The organism is Streptacidiphilus pinicola (assembly GCF_003258295.1).
GTDB lineage: Bacteria > Actinomycetota > Actinomycetes > Streptomycetales > Streptomycetaceae > Streptacidiphilus > Streptacidiphilus pinicola.
Genome location: NZ_QKYN01000007.1, coordinates 46,509 through 65,807, shown reverse-complemented (window position 1 = coordinate 65,807; position 19,299 = coordinate 46,509). Strand labels below are relative to the sequence as shown.

At 71.9% G+C, this 19,299-nt stretch carries 17 protein-coding genes; 3 read left to right on the top strand and 14 right to left on the bottom strand.

Annotated elements, in window-relative coordinates; translation table 11 throughout:
- Positions 1-23: 23 nt before the first annotated feature.
- Together DN069_RS01160 and DN069_RS01155 are read right to left on the bottom strand one after the other, a co-directional pair.
- Positions 24-1,271, bottom strand: coding sequence for an ATP-binding protein (locus DN069_RS01160; protein WP_111498784.1), 1,248 nt, complete (start codon positions 1,269-1,271; stop codon positions 24-26).
- Between the two features lie 11 nt (positions 1,272-1,282).
- Entirely contained in the window at positions 1,283-1,957 is a 675-nt protein-coding gene (locus DN069_RS01155) for a response regulator transcription factor (protein ID WP_111498783.1), read from the bottom strand.
- A 170-nt stretch (positions 1,958-2,127) separates the two neighbouring features.
- On the opposite strand from DN069_RS01155, the gene DN069_RS01150 reads away from it, so the two are divergent.
- Positions 2,128-3,630 carry a peptide MFS transporter gene (locus tag DN069_RS01150; RefSeq protein ID WP_111498782.1) on the top strand — a complete coding sequence of 501 codons (1,503 nt, stop codon included), beginning with the start codon at positions 2,128-2,130 and terminating at the stop codon, positions 3,628-3,630.
- Between the two features lie 217 nt (positions 3,631-3,847).
- Positions 3,848-5,371: a peptide MFS transporter gene (locus tag DN069_RS01145; protein ID WP_111498781.1), complete on the top strand. Its 1,524-nt coding sequence runs from the start codon at positions 3,848-3,850 to the stop codon at positions 5,369-5,371.
- Positions 5,372-5,434: 63 nt separating this feature from the next.
- Here the strand turns inward: DN069_RS01145 and DN069_RS01140 are convergent, their stop codons facing one another.
- The 8 genes from DN069_RS01140 to hutU form a co-directional block, all read right to left on the bottom strand.
- Positions 5,435-6,733: a hypothetical protein gene (locus tag DN069_RS01140; RefSeq protein WP_111498780.1), complete on the bottom strand. Its 1,299-nt coding sequence runs from the start codon at positions 6,731-6,733 to the stop codon at positions 5,435-5,437.
- A complete protein-coding gene (locus DN069_RS01135) occupies positions 6,730-7,932 on the bottom strand; it encodes a neocarzinostatin apoprotein domain-containing protein (protein WP_165845330.1) in 1,203 nt (400 codons plus the stop codon). Before DN069_RS01135 ends, DN069_RS01140 begins: the two co-directional genes overlap by 4 nt.
- Positions 7,929-8,867, bottom strand: a complete 939-nt coding sequence (locus DN069_RS01130; protein WP_133259798.1) for a COG1470 family protein — start codon at positions 8,865-8,867, stop codon at positions 7,929-7,931. The genes DN069_RS01135 and DN069_RS01130 overlap by 4 nt, the downstream gene beginning before the upstream one ends.
- On the bottom strand, positions 8,854-9,654 hold the full coding sequence (locus DN069_RS01125; protein ID WP_341538428.1) for an LPXTG cell wall anchor domain-containing protein: 801 nt from the start codon (positions 9,652-9,654) through the stop codon (positions 8,854-8,856). Before DN069_RS01125 ends, DN069_RS01130 begins: the two co-directional genes overlap by 14 nt.
- Before the next feature lie 147 nt (positions 9,655-9,801).
- A complete protein-coding gene (gene hutI / locus DN069_RS01120) occupies positions 9,802-10,959 on the bottom strand; it encodes an imidazolonepropionase (protein WP_111498777.1) in 1,158 nt (385 codons plus the stop codon).
- 140 nt (positions 10,960-11,099) lie between these two features.
- Positions 11,100-12,449 (bottom strand): formimidoylglutamate deiminase, encoded by a 1,350-nt coding sequence (locus tag DN069_RS01115; protein WP_111498776.1) that lies wholly within the window; start codon positions 12,447-12,449, stop codon positions 11,100-11,102.
- On the bottom strand, positions 12,446-13,690 hold the full coding sequence (locus DN069_RS01110; RefSeq protein ID WP_424556232.1) for an allantoate amidohydrolase: 1,245 nt from the start codon (positions 13,688-13,690) through the stop codon (positions 12,446-12,448). Before DN069_RS01110 ends, DN069_RS01115 begins: the two co-directional genes overlap by 4 nt.
- A gap of 7 nt (positions 13,691-13,697) precedes the next feature.
- Complete coding sequence (hutU, locus tag DN069_RS01105; RefSeq protein WP_111498775.1) at positions 13,698-15,368, bottom strand: urocanate hydratase; 1,671 nt, start codon at positions 15,366-15,368, stop codon at positions 13,698-13,700.
- 173 nt (positions 15,369-15,541) lie between these two features.
- Here hutU and DN069_RS39760 point away from each other — a divergent pair, with 173 nt between their 5' ends.
- Positions 15,542-15,889, top strand: a complete 348-nt coding sequence (locus DN069_RS39760) for a DUF1269 domain-containing protein (protein ID WP_165845328.1) — start codon at positions 15,542-15,544, stop codon at positions 15,887-15,889.
- A 13-nt stretch (positions 15,890-15,902) separates the two neighbouring features.
- Here the strand turns inward: DN069_RS39760 and DN069_RS01095 are convergent, their stop codons facing one another.
- The 4 genes from DN069_RS01095 to DN069_RS01080 form a co-directional block, all read right to left on the bottom strand.
- Positions 15,903-16,844, bottom strand: coding sequence for a hypothetical protein (locus tag DN069_RS01095; protein WP_111498773.1), 942 nt, complete (start codon positions 16,842-16,844; stop codon positions 15,903-15,905).
- An 81-nt stretch (positions 16,845-16,925) separates the two neighbouring features.
- Positions 16,926-17,477: a hypothetical protein gene (locus DN069_RS01090; protein ID WP_133259797.1), complete on the bottom strand. Its 552-nt coding sequence runs from the start codon at positions 17,475-17,477 to the stop codon at positions 16,926-16,928.
- A 59-nt stretch (positions 17,478-17,536) separates the two neighbouring features.
- On the bottom strand, positions 17,537-18,298 hold the full coding sequence (locus DN069_RS01085) for a GNAT family N-acetyltransferase (RefSeq protein ID WP_111498771.1): 762 nt from the start codon (positions 18,296-18,298) through the stop codon (positions 17,537-17,539).
- A gap of 79 nt (positions 18,299-18,377) precedes the next feature.
- Positions 18,378-19,277, bottom strand: a complete 900-nt coding sequence (locus DN069_RS01080) for a MurR/RpiR family transcriptional regulator (protein ID WP_111498838.1) — start codon at positions 19,275-19,277, stop codon at positions 18,378-18,380.
- Positions 19,278-19,299 lie beyond the last annotated feature (22 nt).

Genomic DNA, 19,299 nt, shown 5'->3' with positions numbered 1-19,299 from the left:
CACCGCAGGAGCGCTGGCCGGCCCTAGCTCTCCTGGCGGCCCAGGAAGAGCGCGAAGACCGGCGGCCGCTGGGAGAGCAGTTCGAGGCGGCCGCCGTCCGCCTCGGCCAGGTCGCGGGCGACCGCGAGGCCGATGCCGGTGGAGTTGTGGCCGCTGACCGCGCGCTCGAAGACGCGGGCGCCGAGCTCGTCCGGGACGCCCGCGCCCTCGTCCTGGATCTCGATGACGATGCGGGTGTCCCGCACCCGGGTGCGGATCGTGACGCTGCCGTCCCCGTGCATCAGCGAGTTCTCGATCAGCGCGGCGATCACCTGCGCGACCGCACCCGGCGTGCCCACCGCCCAGAGCCCGGGCGGGCCCTCGATGTACAGCTTGCGGCCGTAGCGGCGCAGCGCCGGGCGCCACTCCTCCGTCTGCTGCTTGATGACCTCGTCCACGTCGAAGGCGACGGCCGCCGTGTTGCGGGACTCGCGGCTGTTGGTGAGCAGGCGCTGCACCACGTCGGTCAGGCGTTCCACCTGGCCCAGCGCGATCGCGGCCTCCTCCTTCACGGTGTCCAGGTCGTCGGTCTCGACGATCTCCTCCAGCCGCATCGACAGCGCGGTCAACGGAGTGCGCAACTGGTGGGATGCGTCGGCGGCGAGGCGCCGCTCCGCGGTGAGCATCCGGCCGATACGGTCGGCGCTCTGGTCCAGCACCTCGCCGACCCGGTCCAACTCGGCCATGCCGTACCGGCGTCGGCGCGGACGCGGGTCGCCGGAGCCGAGGCGCTCGGCGGTCTCCGCGAGCTCCGTCAGCGGGCGGGTGATCCGCTTGGCCTGCCACCCCGCCAGGGCCATCGCGGCGGCGACGGTCAGCGCGGCGACACCCACGAGCAGCAGCAGCATCCGCAGGATCGCGTTGTCGACCGGCTCGCTCGACTCCTGGACCACGACGGTCTCGCCGTGCGGGCCGGTCTCGGTCGCGGTGACCGGGTCGGAGCCGGCGGGCTTGCTGCCGATGACGATCGGCGTCGCGTCACCGGGGAGGTGGACGACGGCGTAGCGGCCGGAGCCGGAGTCGTTGAGGCCGGTGAGCGCGGCCCGGTCGATCGGCTCGTTCGCCGCGTGGCGGTTCTCGATGACACCGATCATGTGCAGCGCCTCGGTCTTCACCGCGTCCGACGCGGCGCTCTCGATGCTGCGCTTCTCCACCAGTGCCAGCGGCACGCTGAACAGGGCGACGGTCACGAGCACCACCGCCAGGGTGGAGTTGAGCAGCCTGCGCTTCACGAACGACCGACCTAGCCCTTTTCGAAGCGGAAGCCGACGCCGCGCACGGTGGTGATGTAGCGGGGGCTGGCCGCGTCGTCGCCCAGCTTCTTGCGGAGCCAGGAGATGTGCATGTCCAGGGTCTTGGTCGAGGTCCACCAGGTGGTGTCCCAGACCTCTCTCATGATCTGCTCGCGGGTGACCACCCGGCCCGCGTCGCGGACCAGGACGCGGAGCAGCTCGAACTCCTTGGCGGAGAGCTGCATCTCCTCGTCGCCGAGCCAGGCCCGGTGCGACTCGACGTCGATCTTGACGCCGTGCGCGCCGGTGGTGAGGTCGCCGGTGCCGCGGCGCAGCAGCGCCCGGACGCGGGCGAGCAGCTCGGCGAGCCGGAAGGGCTTGGTGACGTAGTCGTCCGCGCCGGCGTCGAGGCCGACGACGGTGTCCACCTCGTCGGCGCGGGCGGTCAGCACGAGTACCGGGAAGCCGTGGCCGTCGGCGCGCAGCCGGCGGGCGACCTCCAGCCCGTCCATGCCGGGCAGGCCGAGGTCGAGCACGAGCAGGTCGACGCCGCCACCGCTGCCGGCGGTCTCCAGCGCGGAGGGGCCGTCCTCGCGGACGATCACCTCGTAGCCCTCGCGGCGCAGGGCGCGGGCGAGCGGCTCGGAGATGGCGATGTCGTCCTCGGCCAGCAGTACACGCGTCATGTGTCGATCGTAGTGCGCCGCAGGGCGGTGACCGGCTTCCGTCGAACGGAGCACAGCCGGGCGTTCCTCAGCACCGATCGCGATCTCCTCCCCTAATCTCGGCAAAAGGCAGGAAAGCAGTACAAAGCGCAGGGCTGCGGCAGCGCGGCCGGGGAGAGGCGGAGCAGCTGATGGCGCAGGACGTGGCGACGGGTCAGGGCACCGGGCCGGGGCACCACCACCGCACCTTCTTCGGCCACCCCTGGGGTCTCGCGACGCTGTTCACCACGGAGATGTGGGAGCGGTTCAGCTACTACGGCATGCGCGCGCTGCTCGTCCTGTATCTGACGGCCTCGCCCGACAACGGCGGGCTCGGCTTCTCGACGAGCGCGGCGACCGCGATCTACAGCGTCTACGTCTCGATGGTCTACCTGCTGACGCTGCCCGGCGGCTGGGTCGCGGACCGGGTCTGGGGTCCGCGCAAGACGGTGGCGGTGGCCGGCGGCGTGATCATGATCGGGCACTTCCTGCTGGCACTGCCCGCGACGGCGTCGTTCTTCGGCGGGCTGGTCTTCATCGCGCTGGGGTCCGGGCTGCTGAAGGCCAACATCTCGACCATGGTCGGCCAGCTCTACGAAGGGCCGACCGACCCGCGCCGGGACGGCGGCTTCACCGTCTTCTACATGGGCATCAACGTCGGCGCCTTCTTCGCGCCGCTGGTGATCGGCACGGTGGGCCAGAAGGTCAACTGGCACCTCGGCTTCGCCCTGGCCGGCATCGGCATGGGCATCGGCCTGATCATCTACCTCTTCGGCATGCGGACGCTGAGCCCGCAGAGCTCCGTGGTCGCGACACCGCTCAGCCCCGAGGAGCGGCGCAGCGTGCTGCGCAAGGGCCTGTTCTGGCTGGCGATCGCCGCCGTCTTCTATGGGATCGTCGCCGGCACCGGCCACTTCACGCTCAACTGGGCGACGATCCCGCTGACGGTGATCGGGCTGGTCTTCCCGGCCTGGACGCTGTACCGGATCAAGCACGACCGGGACCTGTCACCGCTGGAGAGCCAGAAGATGACCGGCTACATCTGGTTCTTCGTCGCCGCGGCGATCTTCTGGATGATCTACGACCAGGGCGGCTCGACGCTCAACATCTTCGCCCAGGACAACACCGCGAGCAGTCTGGCCGGGGTCCACTTCCCGTCGAGCTGGTTCCAGTCGCTCAACCCCCTCTACATCATGGCGCTCGGCCCGGTCTTCGCCTGGCTGTGGCAGTGGCTGGCGGCGAAGCAGCGCGAACCGGAGACCGCGACCAAGTTCTCGATCGGCCTGGTGCTGGTCGGCCTCTCCTTCGCGGTCTTCCTGGGCGCGCTGGCGGCGGCCTCGGGCGGAGCGAAGGTGACGCCGCTGTGGCTCTGCGCGATCTACCTGATCCAGACCGTCGGCGAGCTCTGCCTCTCCCCCGTGGGCCTGTCGGTCACCACCAAGCTGGCGCCGGAGAAGTACGGCAGCCAGATGATGGGCGTCTGGTTCCTGGCGGTGACGGCCGGCGACTGCATCACCTCACTGGCCACCACGGCCGGCGCCGACCTCAACAGCCGCGGCTACGTGGCGGCGGAGGTCGCACTGGCCCTGGTGGCCGCAGCGGCGATCATGCTGAACCGCGGCAAGATCCGCAGCCACCTCGGCGAGGTGCGCTGACGGGGCGCTGAGAACCAGCTCACATGTCCACACTGTAGGATCTGCATGAATCACGCCACTCAACCCGAAGATTCGAAGGTCATCGGCGGCCTACGGGGCATATTTATGTGGCGGCAAATCAGGTCATAAAGATCACTCGGTGGCCTCCATGGTCAAAAGCAGCTAAATGCTGCCCTACAGTTGGGCAACCCCTGTCACACCTGCAAGGAACTTGCCCATGCCGCCGATACCTGTCGAGGTCGCTGCCGACGCGGTCTCCGCCGTCGCCGCCAACGGCTCCCCCAGGAAGACGTTCTTCGGGCACCCGCGCGGTCTGTCCACGCTCTTCATGACCGAGATGTGGGAGCGCTTCAGCTTCTACGGCATGCGAGCGTTGCTGGTGCTCTACCTGGTCGCCCCCCATGACAAGGGAGGACTGGGCCTCGGCGCCGCGACCGGCGCCGCCATCTACAGCGTTTACAACGCGATGGTGTACTTGCTCGCCCTGCCCGGCGGATGGATCTCCGACCGTTTCTGGGGCGCGCGCAAGACCGTGCTCGTGGGTGGCGTGATCATCATGATCGGCCACTTCCTGCTGGCGGTTCCCGCCTCGGTCTCCTTCTTCGTCGGCCTCGGCTTCATCGCCGTCGGGTCCGGCCTGCTCAAGGCCAACATCTCGACGATGGTCGGCCACCTGTACCCGGACAAGAACGACCCGCGCCGGGACGGCGGCTTCACGATCTTCTACATGGGGATCAACCTGGGCGCCTTCGCCGCGCCGCTGGTGATCGGTACCGTGGGCCAGAACGTCAACTGGCACATCGGCTTCGCCCTCGCCGGCGTCGGCATGGCCCTGGGCCTGACGAACTACATCTTCGGCGGCCGCAACCTCTCCGCGCAGTCCAGCGTCGTCACCTCGCCGCTGTCCCGCGCCGAGCGCGTCTCGGTCATCCGCAAGGCGCTGTTCTGGCTGGCCCTGGCCGTGGTGTTCTTCGGCGCCGTCGCGCTCTCCGGCCACTTCACGATGGGCTGGGTCATCTGGACCCTGACCGTCGTCGGCCTGATCATCCCGATCGTGGTCTTCGCCCGCATCCGTCGGGACAAGGACCTGAGCACGGACGAGCGCGGCAAGCTCACCGGCTACATCTGGTTCTTCGTGGCCGCGGCCGTGTTCTGGATGATCTACGACCAGTCCGGTTCGACGCTGAGCCTGTTCGCGCAGAACAACACGGCCAGCAAGCTGTTCGGCTTCGACTTCCCGAGCACCTGGTTCCAGTCGCTGAACCCGCTCTACATCATGGCGCTGGCGCCGGTCATGGCCTGGCTCTGGGTGGCGCTGCACCGCCGCGACAAGAACCCCAGCACGGCCGTGAAGTTCGGCGTCGGCCTGGCCCTGATCGGCCTGTCCTTCGGCGTGATGATGCTGGCGATGGCCGCCGCCTCCGGTGGCGTCCTGGTCACCCCGCTCTGGCTGGCCCTGGTCTACCTGGTCCAGACCGTCGGCGAGCTGACGCTCTCCCCCGTCGGCCTGTCCGTCACCACCAAGCTGGCGCCGAAGAAGTACGCCAGCCAGATGATGGGCATCTGGTTCCTCGCGGTCACCGCGGGCGACTGCGTGGCCGCCGTGCTCCAGCAGGTCATGGGCGACGCGTTCCTGAGCACCACCTCGTTCGCCATCCAGGGCACGGCCGCGCTGCTGGCCGGTGTGGCGATGGTGCTCTACCGCCGCAAGGTCCGCGCGCTGATGGGCGACGTGCACTGACGTCGTCGCACTGAAGCGTCGAGAGGGGCGTCCCGCGCGAGCGGGGCGCCCCTCGTGCGTTTCCTACCGCTCCTTGCGGAGGCGACGCCACGGGGTGAACACGAAGACGGCCGCGCCGAGCAGCAGCACGGTGCCCCCGATCAGGCCGAGCGCGCGGAACGAGTCGTCATTGCCACCGGTGTTGGCCAGCCCGCCGGAAGTCCCGCCGGAGCTGCTGCCGGAACTGCTGCCGCCGGTCGTGGTGCTGCCGCCACCGGTATTGCCCCCGGTGCTGGTGGAGCCGGTGACCCCGCCGGTGCCGCCACCGGCCGTGACCTGCAGCTTCAGCGAAGCATTCGGCTTGTTGGACGGTGTGCAGGTCGTCGTCGTGCCGAGTGCCTTGATGGTCAGGACGTCCGGAGTGAACGCCACCTCACCCGTGTGGGCCGGGACATAGGAACCGCTCATGTCACTGGGCTTGATGGGCGTGTTCGCCGGGATCGGGGCGCTGTTGGCCGGGCCGGTGAGGGTCAGCTCCCCGCTGTCCGCGCCGGTCATCTTGACCGTCGTGCTCGGCACCATGGACCCGGCGGCGAGTTGGACCGGCGAGGAGGAGACGCCGGAGGCGAAGGTCTCGGTGAGGGTGTACTTGCCGCTCTGCTCCTTGGCGTTGATGGTGATCGTCGGGCTGGCGGACTTGGCGCCGATCGGGGTCTGGCAGTTGTAGTCGACCTGCACCCCCGTGCCCGGGAAGCTCCCGCTGCCCCCGCCCGACCCGCCGGTCGTCCCGCCGGAGGTCGTTCCACCCGAGGCGGTCCCGCCGGAGGTCCCGCCACCCGTCGTGCCGCCGCCGCTGCCCGCGACGTGGAGGGTCAGGGCGACCGGCGCGGTCGCGTCGGGCTTGCAGGGGGTGTTCGCGTTGAACGTGCTGACGTTGATGTTGTAGTCGGCCGGAGTGATCGTCACGTCCCCGGCGGCGGTGAGCTTCACGGTGCCGGTCATGTTCGACAGCACCATCGGCGAGTTCTTCGGGATCGGCGGGTTCTGGCGCGGGCCGGTGAGCGCCACGGTGCCCGTCTGCGCGCCGCCCAGCGAGACGTGGCCGGTCGGCTGCACCGTGTTCGCCTGCAGGTCGACGATGTTCGGGTTCTGCGAGGCCGCCTGGACGAACTTCCAGGTGAGCGTGACCGTGTCACCCACCTTCGGGCTGGCGTCGTTGCTCGAGACGTCGACCACCGTGGTGCCTTTCACCGCGCCGACGGGCGAGTTGCAGGTGGTCGCGAAACTGGACTGGGCGGCCGACGCGCTGGGCGCGGCGACCGCGAGGAGTGAGCCGGCGAGCAGGGCCGTCAGCACGACCCCGGCCGGCCGAAAGCTGTTCACGTGTCAGTAGGCCTTTCCTCTTGGGGTGGTCGGACCAGGGGTGCGGCCTGGGATGGTGCGGTCACGGTGACCGTGCCGGGCGCGAACCACGGCAGCGTGTCCGCCGACCCGGGGGGCGGCGCGGTGGGGCGCACGGTCGGTGCGTACGCGGGTGGCGCGGGGACGAGGGGGAACGCCTGCGTCGGCGCGTCGGGTGACACGACCTCCGACCACGCCGGTGGCACTCCGTCCGCCGCCGCGGCTTCCTCCCCGGTGCGCGCGAGGTTGAAGCGGTGGCGGCCGACCCGCGAACGGCGCCGCTCCCGGTGGCGCTCGACGACGTCCGGGCGGACCTTGTCGAGCACCGCCATGCCGATCCGGTAGAGGCCGACGGCGACCACGAGGCCGAGCAGGGTCCAGAAGACGTAGACGCCCCCGGCCACCGGCAGGTCCTCGTAGGCGCTCGCGAAGTCCTGCCCCTGGTAGCGCAGCGCGACCGACCAGCGCCCGCTGGCGCCGGAGCCGAACTGGACCGGCAGGTCGATCTCCACCTTCTGCCCCGGTTGGATCACGCCCTGCCACGGCGCGGCGCTCCACTCGGGCGCCAGCACCGAGTGCCAGGTGCCCATCTGGAACTCGGGGTTGGCGACCGGGGTGGCGCCGAGGTCGGTGACGATCACCCGCAGTGTCCGGGAGGGGGGCGAGCCGAACCAGTTCAGCAGCCCGCTGTCCCCGGTCAGGCTGGCGCTGAGCGCGTGCAACTGCCCGTTGCCCGCGGCGTTCGGCGGGATCGGCTTCACCGGCGCGCCGACCACCTCGAACGGCGCGTCCGCGCTCTCGGGGGCGCCCAGCACGGTGCTGACATGGATGACGCACGGGCACGGCTGCGGTGGCGTCTCGACGTTCAGGGCCTGCGTGAACCGGCCGCTCGCATCGGTGGTGACGGCCCGTCCGGCGTCGTTGACGCAGTCGTCGGTCCCGGCGACGGCGTTCTGCCCGCAGAGCAGCACCGTCAGCAGCGCCGAGGCGGGCCAGCCGGAGCCGCTCACGGCGGTCGTGTCACCCGGTTTGGCCGACGCGGGCAGCGGCACGACGACGGGCCCGCTCGCCGCGTGCGCGGACGCGGCGGGCAGCGCCGCCGGCAGCGCCAGCGCGAGCAGCAGCGCGGCCACCAGGACGCGCAGCGGACGAAGATCCAGCAGCCTCGTACAGCACCTCACGCCGCGACTCCCACACTTTCCCGGCTGCGCCACCATCCCGCCCGGTGGACATGGCTGCGCTTGGACCGCAGCCACAGCCACACCCCGAGGACGGCGAGCAACAGCACCACGAACACGAGCACCAGCCACGGGATCGCCAGGTAGCCGGTCTGCCCCTGCGCCCCGGTCGCCCCGTCGGACGCCTTCACGGTGACGGCGACGTCGTCGAGGAGCGGCGGCCCGGGCAGCGCCAGGTTCAGCCGCACCGAGCGGCCCGGCGGCAGCTCGATCCCGGCGCTTGACAGCGGCCGGTGATAGACAGAACCGAACCAGCCGGTCTCGGTGACCTCCACGCTCGGGTGCAGGGTCACGTTGCCGTGGTTCGTCAGGGTGTACTGCAGCGTGGCGCGGTTCGTGCCCAGCCCCGGCACGGCCGGGACGCTGCGGCGGACGGAGACGTCGTCCACGCTGAACGCGGGCACCGGCTGCCCGGTGACGTGCAGGTAGATGCGGACGCCGACCGGTCGCGAGCCGGCGTCCTCGGCCACGATCGAGCCCTGGTGGTCGCCGGGCTCGGCGGTCGTGGGGATGGCCAGGGAGAACGGGACGTCCGCGCGGGTGTGCGGCGGCACGGTCAGGCCGGTGCTGCTCAGCTTCACCCAGGGGTCGGTGGCGTGCAGGCGGAAGGTCTCCGGCCGAGCACCGAGGTTGACGACGGAGACGTGGTCAGTGAGGGTCCGGCCGGGGGCGGATTCGAGGTAGAAGTACTGCCGGTCGGCCGGGCCGGGCGTCTGCGTGCCGGCGGGCGGGGTCGGGAACACGGCCCAACCCCCGCCGCCGACGGCATGCGCGGGGGCGGTGACCGCGAGCAGCGCCGCCGCCGTCACCAGGAACGCGAACAGGCGGGCCGGCCACCACCCGGCCCTGTCGCGCTCCGCACGTTCACATGCGTGCATTGACGCGCCCGTTGCGGCTGCGCCGGGTGAGCCAGAACGCGCCGGCCACGCCCGCGAGCAGCACGGTCCCGCCGAACAGCCCGAACGCGGCGGCGTCGTCGGCCGGCCCGGTCTGCGGTAGCGTGCCGCCACCGGTGCTCGACCCGCCGGTGCTGGACCCTCCCGTGCTCGACCCGCCCGAGCTGGAGCCGCCGGTGCTCGACCCGCCGGAGCCGGAGCCGCCGGAACTGGAACCGCCTGAGCTCGAACCTCCGGAGCCGGAGCCGCCGCCCGAGCCGGAGGCGTTGCTGACGGTCAGCGTCAAAGCCGGCGAGACCGAGCCGCTGGGCGTGCAGGTGGTCGTGGTGCCCAGCGCCTTGATGGTCAGCGTGGACGGCGTCAGCGTCACCGAGCCGTTGTGGTGCGGGTCGTAGGTCCCGGTCATGCTGCCGATCCGGATCGGCGTGTTCGCCGGGATCGTCTGCGCGTTGGCGGGTCCGGTGGCCGTGAAGCTGCCGCTGTCGGCGCCGCCCACCGCCACCACCACGCTCGGCACCATCGAGCCCGCCCCCAACGCGACGGGGCTGGACGAGACGCCGTTGGTGAAGGTGACGGTCACCGCGTAGTGCGAGCCGCTCGGCGAGGCGGTGATCTCCACTTGCGAGACCGCGCTCTTCGCGCCGATCGGTGTCTGACAGTTGTAGTTGACCGGCACCGTCGTCGCCTGTGCCGGTACGACGGCCGCCGCCGTCGCCATCCCCGCGACGACGAGCCCCACGGCGGCCCTTGTTGTGACCCTGCTGCCCACTGCGCCCTCCTCCGGCCGCACCTTACTGACGAGTCGTCAGATAGTCGCTGACGGTACGACAGGGACACGGCAGGGGGAACCCTCGTGCAGCGACCTTCTCAGTGAGCAGTGGGAGCGTCGTGGTGCGCAGGCGACAGGCCCGGCGCGTCAGCAGACCCGCGCGCCCCCCTGCCAGACGGCGCTGACCAGCGGAACACCCGGCCGGTAGGCCAGGTGCACGTGCGAGGGCGCGTCCAGCAGCACGAGGTCCGCGCGCGCGCCGACCGCGAGATGCCCGACGTCGGTGCGCCGCAGGGCTCGGGCGCCGCCGAGGGTGGCCGCGACCACGGCCTCGTCCGGCGTCATCCCCATGTCGCGCACCGCGACGGCGATGCAGAACGGCATGGAGCTGGTGAAGCTCGACCCGGGGTTGCAGTCCGTCGACAGCGCGACGGTCGCCCCGGCGTCGATCAGCCGGCGCGCGTCCGGGTAGACCGCGCGGGTGGAGAACTCCGCGCCCGGCAACAGGGTGGCGACGGTCGTCGCGTGCGCGTCGGCGAGCGCCTTCACGTCCGCGTCGGACAGGTGTGTGCAGTGGTCCGCGCTCGCCGCGCCCAGCTCCACCGCGAGCTGCACACCCGGCCCCTCCGTCAGCTGGTTCGCGTGCACGCGCGGCGTCAGCCCACGGGCCGCACCGGCGGTGAGGACCGCCCGCGCCTGGTCCCCGTCGAAGGCCCCGCGCTCGCAGAACACGTCCACGTAGCGCGCGTAGGGCGCGCAGGCGTCGAGCATCGGCCCCGTCACCAGGTCCACGTACGCGGCCGGGTCGTCCGCGAACTCGGGCGCGACCACGTGCGCGCCGAGGTAGGTGGTCTCCGGCGTGTGCGCGGCGGCGATCCGCAGCGCACGGGCCTCGTCCTCGACGGTCAGCCCGTAGCCGGACTTCACCTCGACGGTGGTCGTCCCCTGACGCAGCATCTCGCCGATGAAACGGCGCAGATTGCGTTCGAGCGCCTCGTCGCTCGACGCCCGGGTCGCCGCGACGGTGGTCCGGATCCCACCCGCGGTGTACGGCTTCCCGGACATCCGCGCGTTGAACTCGGCGGTGCGGTCGCCCCCGAAGACCATGTGCGAGTGCGAGTCGACGAACCCAGGAATGACGGCCCGCGCTTCCGCGTCGACACGCTCGTCCGCGTCGGGCGCGGCAGCGGCCGCACCGACCCAGGCCACCTGGTCACCGTCGAGCACGATCGCAGCGTCGGTCAGGGTGCCCAGCTCGGGGTCGTTGGTGAGCAGGGAACCGATATTGGTGATCAGGGTGGTCATGTCACTCCTTCGGATGGGGCCCCAGGGGCGCGAGGAACTGCGCGAGCAACCACCCTGTGCCGATGGCCCTGCTCGTTCGGGGACTCACCACCCTGGGTGGCTTGTCACGCAGTTCCCCGCGCCCCTAGGCGGTGCAACTCCTAGCGGAGTGCAGCGATCGCTTCGTTCAAAGTCCGCCCCGTCTCCGGGACTGAGAGGTGGACGCCGTCCCGCACGACGATCCGTCCGCCGACGACGACGTCGCGGACGTCCGCGGACGTCGCGGCGAAGACCGCGGTCTCCGCGCCGAGGCGGGGCGACTGCCCCGCCGTCCGGGGCGTGTCCAACGCGACCGTGCAGAAATCCGCGAGCGCTCCGCGCTCCAGGCGGCCGGACTCGGTCCAGCCGAGGGAGGCGTGGCCGTCCTCCGTCGCGGCGCGCAGCAGCGCGGCCGCGGTCCAGTGGCCGCGGCGCTGCGTCGCCAGACGCTCGTTCAGCTCGAGGGCGCGGGCCTCCTCGAAGAGGTCGATGACCGCGTGGCTGTCGGAGCCGAGCGAGATCGGGCAGCCGCCGCCGGCCAGCTGGCGGGCGGGGCCGATGCCGTCGGCGAGGTCGCGTTCCGTCGTCGGGCACATGCAGATGACCGTGGAGGTGTCGGTCAGCACCCGCATGTCCTCCTCGGACAGGTGCGTCGCGTGGACCGCCGAGGTCCGCGGGCCGAGGACACCGTGGCGGGCCAGCAGCTGCGTGGGGGTGACGCCGTGGGCCGCCAGGCAGTGCTCGTTCTCGGCGACCTGCTCCGACAGGTGCACGTGGAGCGGCGCCTGCCGCTCCTTCGCCCAGGCGGCGACGGTGCCGAGCTCCTCCTCCGGGACCGCCCGGACGCTGTGGATCGCCGCACCGATCTTCGCGTGGTCGCGGTCCTTCAACAGCGAGACGCGCGCTGCCCAGGCCTCGGCCGTCCCGTCGCTGAAACGGGTCTGATGCCGGTTCGGGGCCTCACCGAAGCCGCTGGAGAGGTAGCAGGCGTCCAGCAGGGTGATCCGGATGCCGGCGCGGGCCGCCGCCTCGATCAGTGCCTCGCCCATCGCGTTCGGGTCGGCGTAGGGGGCGCCGCCCGGTTGGTGGTGGACGTAGTGGAACTCGCCGACCGAGGTGACACCCGCGAGGGCCATCTCGGCGTAGACCACGGTGGCGAGCGCCAGGTAGTTGTCCGGGTCGAGCGCGTCGGCCGCCCGGTACATGGTGTCCCGCCAGGTCCAGAACGTGCCGCTGCCGACCTGCACCGCACCGCGCAGGGCGCGGTGGAAGGCGTGGGAATGGGCGTTGGCCAGGCCGGGCAGGGTCAGCCCGGTCAGCACGGTCGCGCCCTCGGGCGCCGGGCCGCTGTCGGGGGTGATCGCACTGATCCGCCCGGTCGCGTCGACGTCGATCCGCACGTCGTCCTCGACGGCGGTCAGCGAGCCGCCCTCGCGGCGCAGCCACGCGTGCGGAGCCCAGAAGGTCGTCATCGGCAGGTCATCTCCTCGAGCACCTTGGCCAGCGCGGCGACTCCGGCGAGGCAGTCGGGCTCGGTGGCCGACTCCGCCGGCGAGTGGGAGACGCCGGTCGGGTTCCGCACGAACAGCATCGCAGTCGGGATGACCCCGGAGAGGATTCCCGCGTCGTGACCCGCGCCGGTCGGCAGGACGGGGGTGCCCGGGCCGAGGATGGAGACCAGCCGGTCGCGCAGCGCGTCGTCGAAGTCGACGACGGGCGTGTAGGACTCGCGCACGATCTCCGCGCGCACGCCGTCCCGCTCGGCGCGCTCGGTCGCGGCGGTGGTGATCTCGTCGACCAGCGCCGTCAGCGTCGCCTCGTCCGCGGCGCGCGAGTCGAGCCAGCCACGCACCAGCGAGGCGATCGCGTTGGTGCCGTTGGGCTCCACGCTGACCTTGCCGAAGGTGGCCAGCGCACCGGCCAGCCGCGCCTTCTTGCGGGCCGCGAGCACGGTGTTGGCGTAGGTGAGCATCGGGTCGCGGCGGTCCTCCAACCGCGTCGTACCGGCGTGGTTGGCCTCGCCGTGGAAGTCGAAGCGCCAGCGGCCGTGCGGCCAGATCGCCGAGGCGACACCGACCGGGTGCGGGGTCGCGTCCAGGAAGCGGCCCTGCTCGACATGGAGCTCGACGTAGGCACCGACGCGGGCCAGCCGCGCCTCGTCCTTGCCGATCGCGGACGGGTCCTGCCCGGCGGCGGCCATCGCGTCGGGCAGCCAGACGCCGTCCGCGTCGCGCAGCCGGAATGCCTGGTCCTGCGTCAGCACCCCTGCGGTGAGCCGCGAGCCGACGCAGGCGACACCGAATCGCGCGCCCTCCTCGTCGACGAAGTTGGTGATCGCGACCGGACGCGTCGGCCGGCCGCCGCGCGCGAGCACGGCGTCGAGCGCGGCGAACGAGGAGACCACGCCCAGCGGGCCGTCGTAGGCGCCGCCGTCCGGGACGGAGTCCAGGTGGGAGCCGATGACGACGGCGTCGCCGGCCTCTGGGTCCCCGTACCAGGCCCACTGGTTGCCGTTGCGATCCAGCTCGTAGGTCAGCCCGCGCGCGGCGGCCTGCTCCGCGAACCAGGCCCGGCACTCGGCGTCGGCGCTGGTCCAGGCGAACCGGCGGTAGCCGCCGGTCTCCTGGAAGCGGCCGACGGGGAGGAGCTCGCGCCACATCCGGCGATAGCCGTCCGCGGCGTCGCCGAGCTCCTCCTCGTAAGCCTCAGTCATGTGACGGTCACTCACCCTCACGCATCGGGATGCGGACGTTCAGGTCGTCGGCGACATCGACCGCGTGGTCGTAGCCGGCGTCGACGTGGCGGATGACGCCCATGCCCGGGTCGTTGGTCAGCACCCGGCGGATCTTCTCGCCCGCCAGCTTGGTGCCGTCGGCGACCGTCACTTGACCCGCGTGGATCGAACGGCCGATGCCGACGCCACCACCGTGGTGGATGGACACCCACGACGCACCCGAGGCGACGTTGACCATGGCGTTGAGCAGCGGCCAGTCCGCGATCGCGTCCGAGCCGTCCAGCATCGCCTCGGTCTCGCGGTAGGGGGAGGCGACGGAGCCGCAGTCGAGGTGGTCGCGGCCGATCACGATCGGCGCGGACAGCTCACCGGAGGCGACCATGTCGTTGAACCGCTCACCGGCCTTGTCCCGCTCGCCGTAACCCAGCCAGCAGATCCGCGCCGGCAGGCCCTGGAAGTGGACCCGCTCCTGCGCCATCTTGATCCAGCGGTGCAGCGACTCGTTCTCCGGGAACAGGTCGAGGATGGCCTGGTCGGTCTTGGCGATGTCCCGCGGGTCGCCCGACAGCGCCGCCCACCGGAACGGGCCCTTGCCCTCGCAGAACAGCGGACGGATGTAGGCCGGGACGAAGCCGGGGAAGTCGAACGCCCGGGAGTAGCCCGCCAGCTGCGCCTCACCGCGGATCGAGTTGCCGTAGTCGAAGACCTCGGCGCCCTTGTCCATGAACCCGACCATGGCCTCGACGTGCTTGGCCATCGCCTCGCGCGAGCGCTGCGTGAACTCCTCCGGCTTCTCGGCCGCGTAGGAGGCCATGTCGTCGAAGGCGACACCGACCGGCAGGTAGGCCAGCGGGTCGTGCGCGGACGTCTGGTCGGTGACGATGTCGATCGGCGCGTCCATCGCCAGCAGCGCCGGGACGATCTCGGCCGCGTTGCCGAGCAGGCCGATCGAGAGCGGCTTGCGCGCGTCGCGGGCCTCGACCGCCAGGTCCAGCGCGTGCTTGAGGTCCTTCGCCTCGACATCGAGGTAGCGGTGCTCGATGCGGCGGGCGATGCGGGAGGGGTCGCAGTCGATGCAGATCGCGACGCCGTCGTTCATCGTGACCGCGAGCGGCTGGGCGCCGCCCATGCCGCCCAGGCCGGCGGTGAGCGTGATCGTCCCGGCCAGGGTCCCGTTGAAACGCTTGGCCGCGACCGCGGCGAAGGTCTCGTAGGTGCCCTGGAGGATGCCCTGGGTGCCGATGTAGATCCACGAACCGGCCGTCATCTGCCCGTACATGGTGAGACCCAGGGACTCCAGCCGGCGGAACTCCTCCCAGTTGGCCCAGTCGCCCACCAGGTTCGAGTTCGCGATCAGCACCCGCGGCGCCCACTCGTGGGTCTGCATCACACCGACCGGACGCCCGGACTGGACCAGCATGGTCTCGTCCTGCTTCAGCGTCTGCAGGGTGCGCACCATCGCGTCGTACGAGCGCCAGTCACGCGCCGCCTTGCCCGTGCCGCCGTAGACGACCAGCTTCTCCGGGTGCTCCGCGACCTCCGGATCGAGGTTGTTGTTCAGCATCCGCAGGGCGGCCTCCTGCTGCCAGCCCAGGGTGCTCAGCTGCGTGCCACGTGCGGCACGGACCGTGCGCGGGCCGCTCTGCTGCTGCGCCATGGTTCCCATCCTCTCTTCGGTGACCTGGATAGATTCATTCACCATTGACGAGTCTGAATGTAGCCGTTCATTCAGGGCTCCACCAGAGCCCGGCGGCCAGGTTTCGCTTATGTCCTATTTCTTAGCATTCGGCACCTATGCTTTCACGACACGGACGACCGAGAGGAGACCTCGTGGGCCCAGTGGAGTTCCTGGTACTCGCCTTCCCCGGCGACGGGAGTACCGCGACCGTCCTGGAGCCGCTGGAGCGCCTGCGCCGCGACGGCGGGGTCCGGCTGCTGGACGTGCGGGAGCTGCGCCGCGACAGAAAGGGCGCGCTCACCACGCGCCCAGGGGAGTCCGGGCTGATCACGGACGAGGACGCCGCCGAGGCGGAGGAGCTGCTGAGCCCGGACGAGTCGGCGCTGCTGCTGCTCGTCGAGCACGTCTGGGCAGCCGAGCTGACGGCCGCGTTCGAGTCGGCCCAGGGACGCGTGGCGGCCTCGGTCCGCATCGCGCCCGACGAGGGCGAGCTGCGCTGACCGGCCGGGCCGGTCAGCCGCGGCGGCCGCGCACCGCCGCGCCCGCGAGCAGGCCACAGCCGCCGAGGGTGCCGAGGCCCCACAGACCCGCCCACGGCATGAGCGAGCTCGCGGTGCCGAGCGCCGGACGCAGGACCTGCCCGCCGGAAACGTAGACGATCGTCACCGGCGTGCCGACCGGACCCGGACAGGCGCCGGTCGACCGCAGGTCGACGTAGGCGCCGTCCGGCTGCCGCACCGTGCACTGGAAGTAGTGCGTGCCGTGGCCCCCGACCCCCTCCGACTGCGAGTCCACGCTGCCGACGCCTTGCTGTCCCAGAGCGAGCAGGGCCGCGTTGGAGGCGCCCATCCCCGCCACGACGAAGCAGATCGACGCCATCACGTAGAGCTGTCCGACCAGGTGGCCGGTGGGTGCACGCCGGTAAGCCAGCCGACGCACCACCAGGACCCAGCCGATGATCAGCCAGATGATGCCGAAGACCACGCCGACGCCGACGTCCATCGCGGCCAGGCCGCTGGTGAGCAGGAGGGTGGGGACAACGACCAGGACCCAGGCGGACCACCAGCGCACGCCGGTGGCGGGCGTCGCGGTCAGGCGGGCCTTCGCCTTCCGTACCTTCGGGTCGCCCCCGGGACCGCGTCTGCTGTGCAGGCCGCGCAGTTGGAGCACGGCCTCGAACTCGTCGGCGCTGCGTGAGGTGATCATCCGGTTCGCCTCGCCCGCGCGGGCGATGTCCTGAACGGCGGCGGCCTGCGGGTAGGCGTCGGTGAAGCAGATCAGCACGCTGATGGCGAGGGAGCGCCCGTAACGGCCCCCGGCCGCCAGGTGCCGCAGCTTCTTCGTCTCGAAGCCGGCGAGCTTCAGCGCCTGTTCCTGCTCCGGCGTCAGCTCGGGCAGGTCCGCCTCGCGCCAGGCGCGTGCGTCCGCCTCCGGGTCGATGTCACGGTCCTTCACCACTGCGTCCCCCGTCCCCGGCGCCCGACCACACGGGCGCCGACAGCCCAGGGGACTCTAGTGCAGCAGTCGCGGCCGGTGTCAGCCGTGAACGACGGCCTTCACATTCCCCGCCGACGGCCCGGTGGTCACGAACTCCCCCACCGTACCCCGACGCCCGAGCAGCCGTCCGTCGTCGGTGCGCGCCCACAGCAGCTTCTCCTCGCGGCGCTCCCAGCGCGCGAGCAGCAGGACCGAGAGCTGCAGTCCGACACCGCAGCCCAGCACCCCGAGCCCGGCGGCGGGCCCGGCGACGACGCCGAGCGCGGCGGTCACGCTGATGCCGACCAGCAGCCACAGCGCGTGCCCGCGCGCGAGCCGCTGCCGCGTCTCGTGCGGCGGCTCCAGCGTCACCGCGAACGCCGCCTTCCCGGCCGCCACCGCCCGCCGGGCGAACCACCGCCGCCGCTGCAGCACCCCGGCCACGAGGCCGACCACGAACAGCCCGGCACCGATCAACGCCCCACGCCCGAGCCCGGTCAGAGCGGGTATCAGCAACCCCGCCACGGCCCCGACCGCCCCGATCCACATCACTGTCCGCGCCACGGTGCCCCGTATCACGACAACCCGGGCGCGCGCATAGGTCCCACGCATGGCCGGACGATAACGCCGCCGCATGAGAAAAGTCTTGGGGTGTGCAGGGGGGAAGTTCGCTACGCGAAGGCCGCCGCCGCGACCGGGCGGTGGTGGAGGCCGAGGCGCTCGTAGACGCGGCGCGCGGAGGTGTTGGCGTCCTCGACCATCAGGGCCACCGCGTCGTGGGTGGCGAGGGCCGCGTGGGCGAGGGTGGCGCAGAGGGGGAGGGCCAGGCCCTTGCCTCGGGCGGACGGGTCGACGGCGATGCCGCTGAGCAGGCTGACCTGCGGGGAGGGCCAGGCCAGGGCGCCGACGGCGAGGAGCCGGCCCGCGTCGTCGCGGATGCCGGCCCAGTGGGTGACGCCGGTGACGCCCGGGCGGGCGTAGGAGATGGGGTAGGCGCGGTCGAGGATGCCGCTGACCGCCTCCGCGTCCACGTCGGTGAGCCACTCCGCCGGGGCCTCCGGCGGCGCCGTCTCGCGCGCGTCCATCCAGCCGAAGCGGCCGACGACCTCCAGACCGGGGACCGCCGCGGCGACCGCCTCGATCACCGGCCGGTCACCGAACGGACGGAAGCTGCGCGGCAGTTGCGGCAGCACCTCGCGGGCGAGCGCGGCCGCGGCCTGCGGCGAGCGGGCCCAGACGGCGGCGCGGTCCCGCGTCGAGATCGCCGGCGCGGCGGAGATCACCGCGTCCTCGCCGGCCCAGGCCCGGCCACCACGCTCCAGGCCCTGCGCAGCCCAGAGCACCAGCGTGTCCCCGCCCGTGAGGGCGGCGATCTCCTCGACCGAGCGGAGCTCCCGACCGGCTCCCGGCTGAGCCGTCCCGGCCCCGGTCATCCCCGGCACCCGGGCTCACTGATCCCGAGCCGCGTCATCCCGAACCGCTTCATCCCAAGCTCCGTCATCCCAAGCTGCGTCATCCCAAGAAGAGCCCGCGCGTCGCCGCCTGCTGCTCGAACTCCTCCAGCCGCAGCACCGAGCCCGGCAGTTCGTCGCACATGGCCTGGAGCAGGACGCGGCCCAGCATCATCGGCGCGCAGGCGGTGTCGAAGACCAGGCTGGACCCGACCGCCGCGGGGAGCAGCAGGTCGGAGACCGAGGACACCGGCGCGAACGCGCTGTCGGCGACGGTGACGACGGTGAGCCCGGCGGCCTTGGCCGCGTTCAGCGCGTCGAGCAGCTCGCGCGGGTAGCGCGGCAGCGCGAAGCAGATCAGCGCCGTCGCGCCCGCGACGCGGGCCTGCTCGATGCGGTCGAGCAGCAGCGAACCGCCCTCGTCCAGCAGCCGCACGTCCGGGTGGACCTTGGCGGCGAAGTAGGCGAAGCCGTTCGCCTGGGCGGAGGCGGCGCGCAGGCCGAGGACGATCAGCGGCTGCGACGCGGCCAGCACCCTGGCCGCCTGCAGCACCGGCTCGGGATCGGCCAGCACCGCGGCCAGGTGCTGCAGGTTGGCGATCTCGCTCAGCACCGCCTGCTGCTGCTCGTTGCGGACGATCTCCCCCGCCGTCTCGCGCACGCCGCCGGCGCGCCCGCCGGACTCGCCGCCCGGCTCGGCCAGGCCCAGCTCGCGCAGCCGGCGCCGCAGTGCCGGGTAGCCGTCGAAGCCGAGCGCGACGGCGAAACGGGTGACCGAGGGCTGGCTCACGCCGGCCAGCTCGGCCACCTCGACGCTGGACAGAAAGGGCGCCTCGGCGGCGTTGCGCACCAGGCAGTGCGCGATCCGGCGCTGAGTCGGCGTCAGCCGGTAGCCCTCGAAGAGCCGGAGCAGCCTGCTGGAGGGCCCGCTGCTCTGCGGGGCCTCCACCGACTGTGTCATCGGCTGGGGCGGTGTCACGCTC

Excerpts from the sequence above, each read along its gene's own strand:
- DN069_RS01155 (WP_111498783.1), bottom strand. The coding sequence starts at position 1,957 with ATGACGCGTGTACTGCTGGCCGAGGACGACATCGCCATCTCCGAGCCG.
- DN069_RS01150 (WP_111498782.1), top strand. The coding sequence starts at position 2,128 with ATGGCGCAGGACGTGGCGACGGGTCAGGGCACCGGGCCGGGGCACCAC.
- DN069_RS01145 (WP_111498781.1), top strand. The coding sequence starts at position 3,848 with ATGCCGCCGATACCTGTCGAGGTCGCTGCCGACGCGGTCTCCGCCGTC.
- DN069_RS01130 (WP_133259798.1), bottom strand. The coding sequence starts at position 8,867 with ATGCACGCATGTGAACGTGCGGAGCGCGACAGGGCCGGGTGGTGGCCG.
- hutI (WP_111498777.1), bottom strand. The coding sequence starts at position 10,959 with ATGACCACCCTGATCACCAATATCGGTTCCCTGCTCACCAACGACCCC.
- DN069_RS01115 (WP_111498776.1), bottom strand. The coding sequence starts at position 12,449 with ATGACGACCTTCTGGGCTCCGCACGCGTGGCTGCGCCGCGAGGGCGGC.
- DN069_RS01110 (WP_424556232.1), bottom strand. The coding sequence starts at position 13,690 with ATGACTGAGGCTTACGAGGAGGAGCTCGGCGACGCCGCGGACGGCTAT.
- hutU (WP_111498775.1), bottom strand. The coding sequence starts at position 15,368 with ATGGCGCAGCAGCAGAGCGGCCCGCGCACGGTCCGTGCCGCACGTGGC.
- DN069_RS01090 (WP_133259797.1), bottom strand. The coding sequence starts at position 17,477 with ATGCGTGGGACCTATGCGCGCGCCCGGGTTGTCGTGATACGGGGCACC.
- DN069_RS01085 (WP_111498771.1), bottom strand. The coding sequence starts at position 18,298 with ATGACCGGGGCCGGGACGGCTCAGCCGGGAGCCGGTCGGGAGCTCCGC.
- DN069_RS01080 (WP_111498838.1), bottom strand. The coding sequence starts at position 19,277 with ATGACACAGTCGGTGGAGGCCCCGCAGAGCAGCGGGCCCTCCAGCAGG.